The sequence below is a fragment of the Arthrobacter sp. TJ-240 genome, assembly GCF_058269195.1.
In genome coordinates, this window is sequence record NZ_JBZCNG010000003.1 from 161,769 (window position 1) to 174,239 (window position 12,471).

The following is a 12,471-nucleotide window of genomic DNA, read 5'->3' on the forward strand; positions in this document are numbered from 1 at the left end:
TGAGCCCGAACAGGGACTTGCGCAGCGACTCGACCTTCGCAACCCTCGTCTGCTTCTCTTCGGCCTCAAGGGTCTTGAGCTGCCCACTGAGCTGCTCGTAGTGCTGCTGGATGGCGCCGGCTTGCCCTCGGGTGCGAGGTTCTTGTCGGCTCGGATGCCTTCGACGGTGGCGTTGAAATCCCCGCGGAGATTGTTGGCGGTCTCCCCCTGGGATGTGTGAACCGGTCAGGTATGACAGTGGGTGCTCCTATGCTGGGCGGAGCGCGAGGCCGCAACAGTTGCCCTGATTGAGAAGGCAATGCGGCATGGCGAGCGTTGAGCCATACGAGACGAGGGCGGGCAAGCACTACAGGGTCCGTTACAGGAAGCCTGACCGCACTCAAACGGACAAGCGCGGGTTCAGGACCAAGCGCGACGCCGAACGGTTCCTAGCCTCTGTGGAAGTTTCCAAGGCCCGCGGGGAGTACATCGACGCTACCGCCGCGAGGGTGACCGTTGGATCGCTGGCAGAGGCGTGGCTAAGCCGTCAGAGCCATTTGAAGCCATCGTCGTATCGTCCCGGTCACTACGGCCTGGCGAGTCCATGTAGAGCCCGTGTGGGGCAACACAGCGGTCTCTGAGGTGCGGAAGACGGCGGTGCAGCAGTGGGTTTCGGACCTGTCACGCGGGGATGAGTCAACAACACCGCCCAAACCGCCGAAGAGCGCGACGGTCGTTATGCGGGCTTACGGCGTTCTTGCATCCATCCTCGATGACTGCGTGGACGACAGGCGCTTACTGTCGAACCCGGCCCGAGGCGTCACCCTCCCGCGAAAGAACAAGAAGCCCCATATCTACCTGTCGCACGATCAGGTTCACGCCTTGGCTTGGGAGAGCAAGTACCCGACGCTGATCCTTGTACTGGCCTACTGTGGCCTGCGGTGGGGTGAAGCTGTTGCTTTGCGGGTGCAAGATCTTGACATGCTCAAACGACGCATCCTCGTGACAGAGAACGCTGTGGAGGTCGCGGGCCGCATTGAGGTGGGCACCCCGAAAAATCACAAGCGCCGCTCGGTGCCCTTCCCGCGGTTCCTGGCCGAACGTCTCGCCGCACAGTGCGAGGGCAAGACGCGGGACCAGTTGGTGTTTCCCGGGGAAAATGGCGACTACCTGCGTTCCACAAGGGTGCAGGAGGATCGCGGAGGCTGGTTCTCGGGTGCTGTGAAGCGGGCCGGCATCCCGCGGATCACACCGCATGATCTAAGGCATTCGGCAGCGAGCTTCGCTGTAGCGTCCGGTGCGAACGTTAAAACGATCCAGCGGATGCTCGGGCACAGCTCCGCTGCCATGACCCCCGACGTCTGTGCGGACCTATTTGACGGGGATCTTGACGAGGTTTCCGATGCTCTAGATCGCGCCGTCTCACAGGCGAGTGTGGGCAAACTGTGGGCATGAGCCTGAACGGTTAAACACGAGAGGCCGGTACTTCCCCTATTTCTAGGGGAAGTACCGGCCTCTCCTTGCTGTGGCAGATGAGGGATTCGAACCCCCGTAGGCGTTGCCAGCTGATTTACAGTCAGCCCCCTTTGGCCGCTCGGGTAATCTGCCGAACGTCTTCACAGGAAGACCGCCCGCAGCAAGCGCGGGCAAGACAACTTTACAGACAAACCGCCCCGGAGACGAATCGGGCCGCCGATCAGCGTCCTGCGGCCACTCGGCGCTCGATCTGCGCATAGAAGGCGTCGGCCTGCCCGGGGGTGACCATGCGCAGCAGGACGGCCCGGTCGAGGTCGGCGCGGACACCGGCAAGGCGTTCCGTCGAGGACTGCGCCGGAGCCGCGACGGCGGTCGGCGAGGCGACGGTGGCGGCCGGGTCCAGCGCGAGGGTGATGTCGCTCGACTCGTGGTCCGCGGTGTCCGTGCTCGTCGCCAGGACGCGTGGGGGCACGGCGAGCACCGGGGCCGCGGCGAAGCCCGTGAGGGTCGCCGCGATGGCAGCAGCGAGGAAGGACCCCGCCATGGCCTTGCGGAGTCGGATCTGGTAGCGGCGGCGTGGCGTCTCGGACATCGGGCTCCTCGGGGTGCGGTGGATGCTCACCACCGTGCCACCGGCACTTGTGCAGGTCCCCTGCGGTTCCTGAGCACCCGCTGGAAGATCGGCGCGGCCTCCGGATGGTTGCGGATATTCTTGGAGTCAAGAGACCCAACCACCCCGAGGAGGCACCGTGGCGAGCGAATCCACGTTCGACGTCGTAAGCAAAGTGGACAAGCAGGAGGTGGCCAATGCGCTGAACCAGGCGCAGAAGGAGATCGCCCAGCGCTACGACTTCAAGGGGGTCGGCGCCGAGGTCGACTTCAGCGGCGAGAAGATCCTCATGAAGGCGAACTCGGAGGAGCGCGTCCTGGCCGTGCTCGACGTCCTGCAGTCCAAGATGATCAAGCGCGGCATCTCCCTGAAGTCCCTGGACACCGGCGAGCCGTTCCCCTCGGGCAAGGAATTCCGGCTCGAGACCTCCATCAAGGAGGGCATCGCGCAGGACATCGCGAAGAAGATCAACAAGCTCATCCGCGACGAGGGCCCCAAGGGTGTCAAGTCCCAGATCCAGGGCGACGAGCTGCGGGTCAGCTCGAAGTCCCGGGACGACCTGCAGGCCACCATGGCGCTGCTCAAGAACTTCGACGAGGCAGACCTGCAGTTCGTGAACATGCGCTGACACGCTCGACGTGATCGCACCGTACGACGGCGGCCCCTCCCGAGGTGGGGCCGCCGTCGTCGTCTGCCGATTTTGGGCCTACCCTTCCTGAGCCTTCCCGTCGAGGCGGGCCGTTCAGTTCAGCGGACGCTGCGCCATGCCCTCGAGGCGTGCGATGCGCTGGTCCATCGGCGGGTGGGTCGCGAACAGCTTGGCCACGCCGCCGCCCTTGAACGGGTTGGCGATCATCAGGTGCGAGGTGTTCACGAGGCGCTGGTCCTGCGGGAGCGGGGCACGCTGGGTTCCGCTCGCGAGCTTCCGGAGTGCCGACGCGAGGGCCAGCGGATCATCCGTGAGGATGGCGCCGTCCTCGTCGGCGTCGAACTCACGGGTTCGGCCGATGGCGGTCTGGATGAGGCCCGCGGCGAGGGGAGCGAGAATCGCGAGCAGCAGTGCGCCGATCGCACTGCCACCCTGGTTCCGGTTGCCGCCCATCATGCCGGTGAACGCGAACATCTGCGCCACCGAGGTGATGACGCCGGCGACTGCCGCAGCGATGGACCCGGTGAGGATGTCCCGGTTGTAGACATGCATCAGTTCGTGGCCGAGGACGCCGCGCAGTTCGCGCTCGTTGAGCAGCTGCAGGATGCCCTGGGTGCAGCACACGGCGGCGTTCTCCGGGTTGCGCCCCGTGGCGAACGCGTTGGGCGCCATGGTGGGCGACACGTAGAGCCTGGGCATGGGCTTGTTGGCCCGTGTGCTGAGTTCCCGCACGATTCGGTACATCGCGGGCGCCTGCTGCTCGGTGACCTCGACGGCCTTCATGCTGCGGATCGCGATCTTGTCGCTGTTCCAGTAGCTGTAGGCGATGGACCCGACGCCGAACAGGGCGAACAGCCAGATGAACATCGAGCTGCCGGTCGCTCCCGCGATGACTGCGCCGAAGACGAGGAAGATCCCCATGAGGGCGCCGAACAACAACGCCGTCTTGGCACCGTTGAAATGGTTGTGCACTGCTACTCCTTGCGCTGGATGGGCCGGGCAGCCCATATGTACCCATTGGTACAACGGAATCTCCCAACGGCCTGTTCCACTCATCGTACGGGGGCAGGCTGCGGTGTCGCCGGGGACATTCCTCCTCAGGGCTCGGGCCGGCGGGAGTCGTACTCGAGGAAGCGGGGCTGCCGGCGGGCGACGGCGAGGACCAGCACGGCGCACGCGATCCCTCCGACGACGGCGGTCCAGCCCTCGCCCAGCCACGCGGCCTGGCCACCGGCCACCATGTCCCCGAGCCGCGGACCACCGGCGACGACGACGATGAAGACGCCCTGAAGACGGCCGCGCATCGCGTCCGGGGTGGCGGACTGAAGGATCGTGTTGCGGAAGACGCTGCTGATCGAGTCCGCGATGCCGGCGAGGACGAGGCAGAGCGCCGCGGGCAGCAGCCAGAGGGAGAACTCTCCTTCGCCCGGCGTCGGGAGCGAGGACGAGCCGGCCATGACGACGACCAGCCCGAAGCCCGCCACGGAGGCACCCCAGCCCACGATCGACCACACCACCGCCTGACCCTGTTTGTGGACGCGGCCGAGCGGTCCCGAGAACAGCCCTGCCAGCACCGAGCCGAAGGCGCTGGCGGCGAGCAGGATGCCCACCGTCAGTTCCCCTCCCCCGATGAGCACGGCGCCCACCGCGGGCAGCAGTGCCCGCGGCTGGGACGTGATCATGGCGATGAGGTCCACGACGAAGGTCATGCGGATGTTGGGCCGGGTCCCGAGGAAGCGGAATCCCTCGAGCACCGTGGCGAGTCCGGCGCGGCGGGTGGGCCCCTCGGGCGGCAGGGGCGGGAGCCGGAACACGGCCCACAGCGCGAAGGTGAAGGTGACGACGTCGATCGTGTACGTCCAGGCGTAGCCCACCTGCGCCACGAGCAACCCGGCGAGCAGCGGGCCGACGGTGAACGCGAGGCCGAACGTGATCATGCTGAGGGCGTTGGCCGCGGGCAGCAGTTCCGGCCGGACGAGCCGCGGGATGATCGAGCTCCGTGTGGGCTGGTTGATGCCGGCGGCACCCGACTGGATGGCGATCAGGAGGTAGAGCAGCCAGACGCTGTCCACGCCGATCCAGGCCTGCGCGGCGATGGCCATGGTGGTGCCCCACAGCGCGATCCCGGAGTACAGCGCGACCGTGCGGCGGTCCTGCGCGTCGGCGATCGCACCGCCGTACAGCCCCGCGACCACCAGCGGGACGAGCGCGAAGAGGCTGAGCAGACCCACGCTGAGGGTGGACTGCGTGAGCGAGTAGACCTGCAGGCTGACGGCGACGATGGTGAGCTGCGTGCCGATGGCCGAGAGCGCCGTGCCGACGTAGAGCCGGCGGAAGGCCGGCGACTCCTTCAGCGGGGTGATGTCGGCGAGGAGTCGGGGCACGGGAGCAGTCTAGCGCGGGAATGATTCGCTACGGCAACGAATCAGGACCCCTCAGGCGGGGTCCCGGTCGCCGGCCTCGATGGCGCGGTCGATCTCCTGGAGCACCCGGCTGTCGGCGATCGGCCGGAAGTGGCCCATCGTCTCGAGCTGGACGTTCCGGGCGCCCTGCACGAAGCTGCCGCCCGGGATGTGGGGGTCGAACCGCCCGAAGATCGAGGTGATGCGCTGGTTCGATTCGAGGTCGGCGCGCAGGCGCTTGAGGGTGGGATCGTGCGGGGAGAACGCCCGGATGCTCGGCAGGAGGAAGAAGTCGGCGTAGACGGACCCGGAGAACGGGGTGTTGACCGCCACGAGGCGGGTGATGCGCGGCCCCGCACTGGACATCGTCATGAGGAACTTGCCGATCAGGCCGCCCTTGCTATGGGCGACGACGACGACGTCCGTGAGGTCGTGGTCCTCGAGGTAGCCCGCGGCGAGCTGGGCCATGGCCTCGACCGTGCCACGGTTGTAGCCGAGCTTCTGCACCACGTGGATCGGGTGACCGGCCCGGTGCAGGTGGTCCGCGACGGGCCGCATGAACTGCCAGGTCTCGTAGATCCCGGGGATCAGGAGCACGGGGGCCTTGCCCTCCGGCGCGTCCGGGGCCGGCGTGAGGTACTGCGCGGGATCCACCCGGAAGAGGAAGCCCTGCACCTGCCAGAAACCGACATACGCGTAGTCCAGCACCCAGGCCCTGCCCCGCTTCAGAAGATCCATTCTGTCCACGGTACCGACCGGACGCACCGCGTGGGGCGCAAGTTAGTGCGTCCTTATTATGAGTTTCTCAGATTTACTGCTTGACTGGCGGCATGATGCAGATGAGCGCGACGCCCGGAACCCGGGATGCCCGCTGGTCCGCCGCACTGCACGCCGCGGACCGGCGCGTGACGCGCCAGCGCCTCGCCGTCCTCGCCGCCGTCGAGCAGTCGCCGCACGCCACGGCCGACGACGCCGCGACCGCCGTCCGCGCCGACCTGCCGCACATCACGGTGCAGTCCGTCTACGTGATCCTCGCCGATCTCACCGACATCGGCCTGCTGCGCCGCATCGAGACCCCGCACTCCCCCGCACGCTACGAGACCCGCGTGGGCGACAACCACCATCACGCCGTCTGCACCGGATGCGGCCGGATCGAGGACGTCGACTGCGCGGTGGGCCACGCGCCCTGCCTGACCCCCGAGTGGTCCCCCGGAGCCTCGCGCATGACCATCCAGATTGCCGAGGTCCTCTACCAGGGCCTCTGCGACGACTGCCGCACGGCAGCCCCCAGCCACCACTGATCCCCCAACCCCTAGGAATAGGAGCACTATGTCCGCGAACTTCAGCACCACGCAGTCCGGCGCCCCCGTCATCGATGACAGCAACTCGTCCGCCCTCGGCCGCGACGGCGCCATCCCACTGACCGACCACTACCTCATCGAGAAGCTGGCCCAGTTCAACCGCGAGCGTGTCCCCGAGCGCGTGGTCCACGCCAAGGGTGGCGGAGCATTCGGCGTCTTCGAGACCACCGAGGACGTCAGCATGTACACGCGCGCCGCGCTCTTCCAGAAGGGCACGACGACGGAGACCCTCCTCCGCTTCTCCTCCGTGGCGGGCGAGCAGGGCTCCCCCGACACGTGGCGCGACCCCCGCGGCTTCGCGCTCAAGTTCTACACCTCCGAGGGCAACTACGACCTCGTGGGCAACAACACCCCGGTGTTCTTCATCCGCGACGGCATCAAGTTCCCCGACTTCATCCACTCGCAGAAGCGCCTTCCCGGCACCAACCTGCGCGACGCCGACATGCAGTGGGACTTCTGGACGCTCAGCCCCGAGTCGGCCCACCAGGTGACCTGGCTGATGGGTGACCGCGGCCTGCCCAACTCGTGGCGGACCATGAACGGCTACGGCTCGCACACCTACATGTGGATCAACGAGTCCGACGAGAAGTTCTGGGTGAAGTACCACTTCAAGTCCAACCAGGGCCACGAGGTGCTGACGGTCGACCAGGCCGAGGCGCTCGCCGGCTCGGACGCCGACCACCACCTGCGCGACCTCTCGGAGAACATCGCGAAGGGCAACCACCCGAGCTGGGACCTCAAGGTCCAGATCATGCCCTACGACGACGCCAAGACCTACCGCTTCAACCCGTTCGACCTCACGAAGGTCTGGCCGCAGGGCGACTACCCGCTGATCCCCGTCGGCAGGCTGACCCTGAACCGCAACCCGGAGAACTACTTCGCGCAGATCGAGCAGGCCACGTTCGCGCCGTCGAACTTCGTGCCCGGAATCGCCGCGAGCCCCGACCGCATGCTGCAGGCGCGCATCTTCTCCTACGCGGACGCACACCGCTACCGCGTCGGCACCAACCACGCGCAGCTGCCGGTGAACATGCCGAAGAACGAGGTGCGCAACTACTCGAAGGACGGCGCGGCGCGCTACCACTTCAATGCTGCGTCCACGCCGGTGTACGCACCGAACTCCGTGGGCGGTCCCGCTGCGGATCCCGCCCAGTACGGTGCGCACGGCGGCTGGGAGAACGACGGCGACCTCGTCCGTGCAGCCCACTCGCTGCACGCCGAGGACGACGACTTCGGCCAGGCCGGGACGCTGTACCGCGAGGTGTTCGACGACGCTCAGCGTGCGCGCTTCCTCGAGACCATCACGGGTGCCGTCGGCGGCGTGCAGAGCGACGAGATCCGGGCGCGGGCCGTCCAGTACTGGGCCAACGTCGATGCGGAGCTCGGCGCGAAGCTGGCCGCGAACCTCGGCCGCGGCGTCACGCCGGCCACCGAGTCGGAGGCCGCCCTCTACTAGGGGCCGGCACACGTACGGGAAGGGCGGATCCGCACGGGTCCGCCCTTCCCGCATTCCGTCGGGATGCGGGGGACCATCCGCTGCCGGGGATGCTCGCCGAGGTCGGGGCGTGGCGGATCGCAGGGCGTGCCCGGGGGCCGGGTAGGACGAACGTGCCAACGGTGGAAGACTGCACTGGGAGCGGCCGGGCAGGCGCCGACGACGAGAGGCCACCATGCACGGTTCCACCGATAGCGACGGCGTGATGATCCGCCGCGACTTCACGATCCTGCACGACGACGGCATCCTCGAGGTCGTCTGGCGCCCCGGCATCGAGGTGGGCCCCGCGGTACTCGACGTCCTCGCGAACACCATCACGCACTTCCCGGACTGGCATCGGGCGCCGATGCTCGTGCATCTCAACGTGATCCGGCACATCACCCCGCAGGCACGGCAGATGCTCATCGCCTATCGCCACGTCGGCCTGATCGGGCTGACCGGTCGCGATCCCGTGGACCGGGTCCTGGCCGCCTTCATCGCACAGTCCCGCAGCCGGACCCGCTACTTCCTCCAGACCGCGGATGCCCGCGCCTGGCTCTCCGCCGTGCCGGCGCCGGCCCCGCGGCGGTGCACCGTATCTACGGACGCGTGATGAACCCGTTGTCCACCATGAAGTCGAAGGCGACGTCGGCGGGCTCCTCGCCCTCGACGTCGACGCGCAGGTTCATGCTGCGCAGTGCCTCGTCCGTGAGGGACGGCGCGATCGCGTCGAACACGTCCTCGAGCTCCGGGAACTCCTCGAGCGTCTCGCCGAAGTACACGGGAGCGGCATTGTAGGCGGGGAAGAACCCGAGATCGTCCTCGAGGAGGGTCAGCCCCAGGGCGTCGATGCGCCCGTCGGTGGCGAATACCTCCCCGAAGTTGCAGGCGCCGGTATCGGTCGCACCGTAGATGGCGCCGGTGTCGTAGATGCCGATGTTCGCGTCCGGGACGCCGGTCGCGGCCCCGCGTTCCAGGCCGTAGTGCTGCAGCATGGGCGTCATGCCGTCCGCGCGGGAGTTGAACTCTGCCTCCACGCAGAACGTCCTCTGCTCGGGCGGCAACTGCGCGAGACCGGACATGGTGGTGATGCCACCGAGCTCGGGGACCGCCTCGGTCCGCACGGCCATGGCGTAGGTGTTGTTCAGCGGCGCCGGGTCACCCCAGACGAGGCCGTTGGGCACATCTGCGTCGCGGACGGCCGTCCACTGCTCCTGCTGCTCCGCGATCCCGGCCTCCTTGCCGAGGAACGCGAGCCAGGCCGTGCCGGTGTACTCCCACGTCACATCGGCCTCGCCCGACACGATGAGGTCGCGGACGGGCTGGGACCCGGGCGCGTTCGTCAGGTCGGTGACGTCGAACCCCGCCGCCTGCGCGGCCAGCACGGAGATCTTCCCCAGGATCAGCTGCTCCGTGAAGTTCTTGGAGGTCACCGTGAGCGGGGCGCCCTCGACCCCCTCGATCGGCTGGATGGAGCCCAGGCCGGACGCGGGGACGTAGGACGTGGCGGGCTGCAGCCCGCATCCCGCCAGGAGGGCACCGGCTGCGACGCTGCCGGCCAGCACGATGGCGCCGCCCGCGCGTCCGCCCCGGACGCGGCTCATGCGAGTCCTTTCGGGCGGGCCAGGAGCTCGACGACGCGCCCGGCCCAGTCCACGAGCAGGGCCAGGAGGGCGACGATGACGGCTCCGGCGACGAGGACGCGGGACAGGTTCAGGTTCACGCCGGTGGTGATGAGGATCCCGAGTCCGCCGCCGTTGATGAAGGTGGACAGCGCCGCGGTGCCGACGAGCAGCACCAGCGCGGTGCGGATCCCCGCGAGCATGATGGGGACCGCGAGCGGGAGTTCCACCCGGAGGAGGACCGCCGCGGCGCTCATGCCCATCCCCCGGCCCGCCTCGACCAGCCGCTCGTCCACCTGCCCGATGCCGACCATGGTGTTCCTCAGGACCGGCAGCAGTGCGTAGACCACGAGCGCCGTCACGGCGGCCCGGAAGCCGAAGCCGAGCCAGGCGGCCAGCAGGACCACGAGCCCGATCGCGGGCGCCGACTGGCCGATGTTCACGATGGCGAGCACGGGGCCCGCGATCCGCCGGAAGGGCGGGCGGGTGAGGAGGATGCCGAGCGGGACGGCGATGGCGAGGACGATCACCGCGGAGAGCAGGGTCAGGGCGAGGTGCTCGCCCGTGTAGGTGAGCAGCGAGGCGGGGTTGAGGGTGATCTGCTCGGTCGGAGTCAGTTCGGCGCTCAGGAGCCAGGCGGCCAGGAGGGCGCCGGCCACCAGGATGACGGCGAGCTGCCGCAGGAGCGGGACCCAGCCACGATCGGTGCTGACGAGGAGGGGGTCGTTCGCTCCGCTCGGCAGGGCGGCCCCCTGCGCGGCGCCGCGCGCACCCCCGCCGGCGACGGCGACGCCGGAACGCTCACTCACCCTGGTCGCCCCCGCCCGTCGATCGCGGCCGCACGGGCTCGCCCGGAGCACCGAGCGCGGTCAGCGCGCCGGTGTTGATGCCCACCGGTCTGCCCTCGGCGTGGGACGTGCGGGCCCGCGCGTGTGCCTGGCTCATGGCCACCATGATCGTCTCGACATCGATGACACCACGGAAAGTGTCACGCCCGCCGATGACGAGTGCCGCGCCGACGCTGGAGACGAGCATGATGTCGAGCGCGCCGTTCAGGGTCGCGCGCTCGCCGACGAGGGGCAGGCGCGGGTCCCGGTCGGTCCCGATCCGCTCGAGCCGGGCGAGCTGCCGTCGCGACAGCCACTGCAGCGGCCTGTTGCGGTCGTCGATGATGACGGCATGGTCGTGCCCCTCGGAGTCGAGGCGCGAGAGGACGTCCGAGGAGAGGTCTCCGGGCGACGCCGTGACGGCCGACTGCAGGTCCACCTCGTTCACGCGGGTCAGGGTCAGCTGCTTGAGCCCGGCACCGGCGCCGATGAAGTTCTCCACGAACTCGTTGGCCGGCTCGGCCAGGATCCGTTCGGGCGTGTCGTACTGCACGAGCTGCGCACCCTCCGTGAAGATCGCGATCCAGTCCCCCAGCTTCACGGCCTCGTCGAAGTCGTGCGTCACGCAGACGATCGTCTTCTGCAGTTCCTTCTGGATGCTGATGAGCTCGTCCTGGAGCCGCACCCGGGTGATCGGGTCGACGGCGCCGAACGGCTCGTCCATGAGCAGCACGGGCGGGTCCGCAGCCAGTGCGCGGGCCACGCCGACGCGCTGCTGCTGCCCCCCGGAGAGTTCGCGGGGGAACCGGTCGCGGTACTGGGCCGGATCCAGGGAGACGAGTTCCAGGAGTTCGTCGACACGTGTCGCGATGCGCTCCTTGCTCCAGCCGAGCATCTTCGGCACGATCGCGATGTTGGTGGCGACGGTCATGTGGGGGAACAGCCCGCCGGCCTGGATGACGTAGCCGATCCGGCGCCGCAGGGCGTCGCCGTCGATGCCCGTGACGTCGTCGCCGTCGAGCACGATCCGACCCTCCGTCGGTTCGATCAGCCGGTTGATCATCTTGAGGGTGGTGGTCTTGCCGCAGCCGGAGGGACCGACGAGCATGACGATCTTGCCGGCGGGGATCTCCATCGTGAGGCCGTCGACGGCGGCCCTCGCCTGACCGGGATACCGCTTGCTGACCTGGTCCAGCAGGATGCTCGCACCGGTGATGCCGGGCGTCGGGACCACCGGGGTCGCCGATGCCGCAGGGGCTGCGGGGTTTCTCTCAGACACGGATACCTCGCGGGATTGTTAGCCGGCCGAGGCCGAGCAGGAGAAGATCCAGCACCAGGGCCAGGATGATGACGGCGACGATGCCGGTGACGACCGATTCGAGCGCGTTGGCCCCTCCGAGCCGGGCGAGCCCCGTGAAGATGAAGCCGCCGAGGCCCGGGCCGAGGACGTACGCGGTGATCGCGGCGATCCCCATGACCATCTGGGCGGATACGCGCACGCCCGCGAGGATGACGGGCCAGGCCATGGGCAGCTCGATCCGGCGGAACGTCTGGAAACGGCTCAGCCCGACACCACGGGCGGACTCGACGACGGAACGGTCGATGCCCGCCAGCCCGACGACGGCGTTTCGCAGGATCGGCAGGACGGCGAAGAAGACCACCACGATCACGGCCGGCGGCACACCGAAGCCGAACGGCGCGATCAGGAGGCCCACGAGGGCGAAGGCCGGGATGGTGAGGCCGATCGCCGAGATGTTGTTGGCCACGGCCGTGAGGGCCGGCCTGCGGTAGACGAGCGCGGCGATCACGACGGCCAGGACTGTCGCGATCAGGAGGCACTGGACCACGAGCGAGAAGTGCTGCCAGCTGGCGAAGAGGATCTGATCGAACCTGCTGGTCACGTACTCGAGCACCGTCCACCTCCTCGCCGCGGCCACGCCGCATCCCCTGGAACCGCTCAGGGCGCGGAGACCACGACGCTAAGCATGCTGATGGTCCAACGGTACCGCATGAAGGTTGCACGGGGGCGGCCTTCCGCTTTCGGGGCGTCAGCCCCGCCGTGCACACAGTG

13 protein-coding genes and 1 tRNA gene are annotated in these 12,471 nt (G+C 68.4%); 5 read left to right on the forward strand and 9 right to left on the reverse strand.

Annotation, left to right across the window (positions count from 1 at the left end; translation table 11 throughout):
* Positions 1–594 precede the first annotated feature (594 nt).
* Positions 595–1,434, forward strand: a complete 840-nt coding sequence (locus AC4D2C_RS09040) for a tyrosine-type recombinase/integrase (protein ID WP_490914253.1) — start codon at positions 595–597, stop codon at positions 1,432–1,434.
* 71 nt (positions 1,435–1,505) lie between these two features.
* Here the strand turns inward: AC4D2C_RS09040 and AC4D2C_RS09045 are convergent.
* A tRNA-Tyr gene (locus AC4D2C_RS09045) sits at positions 1,506–1,587 on the reverse strand.
* 88 nt (positions 1,588–1,675) lie between these two features.
* Complete coding sequence (locus tag AC4D2C_RS09050) at positions 1,676–2,047, reverse strand: hypothetical protein (protein WP_490914255.1); 372 nt, start codon at positions 2,045–2,047, stop codon at positions 1,676–1,678.
* A 157-nt stretch (positions 2,048–2,204) separates the two neighbouring features.
* Here AC4D2C_RS09050 and AC4D2C_RS09055 point away from each other — a divergent pair, with 157 nt between their 5' ends.
* On the forward strand, positions 2,205–2,693 hold the full coding sequence (locus tag AC4D2C_RS09055) for a YajQ family cyclic di-GMP-binding protein (protein ID WP_104051037.1): 489 nt from the start codon (positions 2,205–2,207) through the stop codon (positions 2,691–2,693).
* 114 nt (positions 2,694–2,807) lie between these two features.
* On the opposite strand, the gene htpX is transcribed toward AC4D2C_RS09055, so the two are convergent.
* The 3 genes from htpX to AC4D2C_RS09070 all read right to left on the reverse strand — a co-directional run bounded on the left by htpX (position 2,808) and on the right by AC4D2C_RS09070 (position 5,854).
* Complete coding sequence (gene htpX, locus AC4D2C_RS09060; protein WP_490914257.1) at positions 2,808–3,686, reverse strand: zinc metalloprotease HtpX; 879 nt, start codon at positions 3,684–3,686, stop codon at positions 2,808–2,810.
* 125 nt (positions 3,687–3,811) lie between these two features.
* A complete protein-coding gene (locus AC4D2C_RS09065; protein ID WP_490914259.1) occupies positions 3,812–5,098 on the reverse strand; it encodes an MFS transporter in 1,287 nt (428 codons plus the stop codon).
* Between the two features lie 51 nt (positions 5,099–5,149).
* A complete protein-coding gene (locus tag AC4D2C_RS09070; protein ID WP_490914261.1) occupies positions 5,150–5,854 on the reverse strand; it encodes an esterase/lipase family protein in 705 nt (234 codons plus the stop codon).
* Between the two features lie 101 nt (positions 5,855–5,955).
* Here AC4D2C_RS09070 and AC4D2C_RS09075 point away from each other — a divergent pair, with 101 nt between their 5' ends.
* From AC4D2C_RS09075 to AC4D2C_RS09085, 3 genes are all read left to right on the forward strand, one after another.
* Positions 5,956–6,417, forward strand: a complete 462-nt coding sequence (locus AC4D2C_RS09075; RefSeq protein WP_490914792.1) for a Fur family transcriptional regulator — start codon at positions 5,956–5,958, stop codon at positions 6,415–6,417.
* A 28-nt stretch (positions 6,418–6,445) separates the two neighbouring features.
* Complete coding sequence (locus tag AC4D2C_RS09080; protein ID WP_490914263.1) at positions 6,446–7,933, forward strand: catalase; 1,488 nt, start codon at positions 6,446–6,448, stop codon at positions 7,931–7,933.
* A 214-nt stretch (positions 7,934–8,147) separates the two neighbouring features.
* Entirely contained in the window at positions 8,148–8,564 is a 417-nt protein-coding gene (locus AC4D2C_RS09085; RefSeq protein WP_490914265.1) for a hypothetical protein, read from the forward strand.
* Here the strand turns inward: AC4D2C_RS09085 and AC4D2C_RS09090 are convergent.
* Genes AC4D2C_RS09090 through AC4D2C_RS09105 form a run of 4 tightly spaced genes read right to left on the reverse strand, consistent with a single transcriptional unit; the run spans position 8,551 to position 12,313 of the window.
* Positions 8,551–9,555 carry a glycine betaine ABC transporter substrate-binding protein gene (locus AC4D2C_RS09090; protein ID WP_490914267.1) on the reverse strand — a complete coding sequence of 335 codons (1,005 nt, stop codon included), beginning with the start codon at positions 9,553–9,555 and terminating at the stop codon, positions 8,551–8,553. The genes AC4D2C_RS09085 and AC4D2C_RS09090 overlap by 14 nt on opposite strands.
* Positions 9,552–10,316, reverse strand: coding sequence for an ABC transporter permease (locus AC4D2C_RS09095; RefSeq protein WP_490914794.1), 765 nt, complete (start codon positions 10,314–10,316; stop codon positions 9,552–9,554). Before AC4D2C_RS09095 ends, AC4D2C_RS09090 begins: the two co-directional genes overlap by 4 nt.
* 58 nt (positions 10,317–10,374) lie before the next feature.
* Positions 10,375–11,634: an ATP-binding cassette domain-containing protein gene (locus AC4D2C_RS09100; protein WP_490914796.1), complete on the reverse strand. Its 1,260-nt coding sequence runs from the start codon at positions 11,632–11,634 to the stop codon at positions 10,375–10,377.
* A 37-nt stretch (positions 11,635–11,671) separates the two neighbouring features.
* Positions 11,672–12,313: an ABC transporter permease gene (locus AC4D2C_RS09105; RefSeq protein ID WP_490914269.1), complete on the reverse strand. Its 642-nt coding sequence runs from the start codon at positions 12,311–12,313 to the stop codon at positions 11,672–11,674.
* Positions 12,314–12,471: the final 158 nt, after the last annotated feature.

Excerpts from the sequence above, each read along its gene's own strand:
- AC4D2C_RS09050 (WP_490914255.1), bottom strand. The coding sequence starts at position 2,047 with ATGTCCGAGACGCCACGCCGCCGCTACCAGATCCGACTCCGCAAGGCC.
- AC4D2C_RS09070 (WP_490914261.1), bottom strand. The coding sequence starts at position 5,854 with ATGGATCTTCTGAAGCGGGGCAGGGCCTGGGTGCTGGACTACGCGTAT.
- AC4D2C_RS09075 (WP_490914792.1), top strand. The coding sequence starts at position 5,956 with ATGAGCGCGACGCCCGGAACCCGGGATGCCCGCTGGTCCGCCGCACTG.
- AC4D2C_RS09080 (WP_490914263.1), top strand. The coding sequence starts at position 6,446 with ATGTCCGCGAACTTCAGCACCACGCAGTCCGGCGCCCCCGTCATCGAT.
- AC4D2C_RS09085 (WP_490914265.1), top strand. The coding sequence starts at position 8,148 with ATGCACGGTTCCACCGATAGCGACGGCGTGATGATCCGCCGCGACTTC.
- AC4D2C_RS09090 (WP_490914267.1), bottom strand. The coding sequence starts at position 9,555 with ATGAGCCGCGTCCGGGGCGGACGCGCGGGCGGCGCCATCGTGCTGGCC.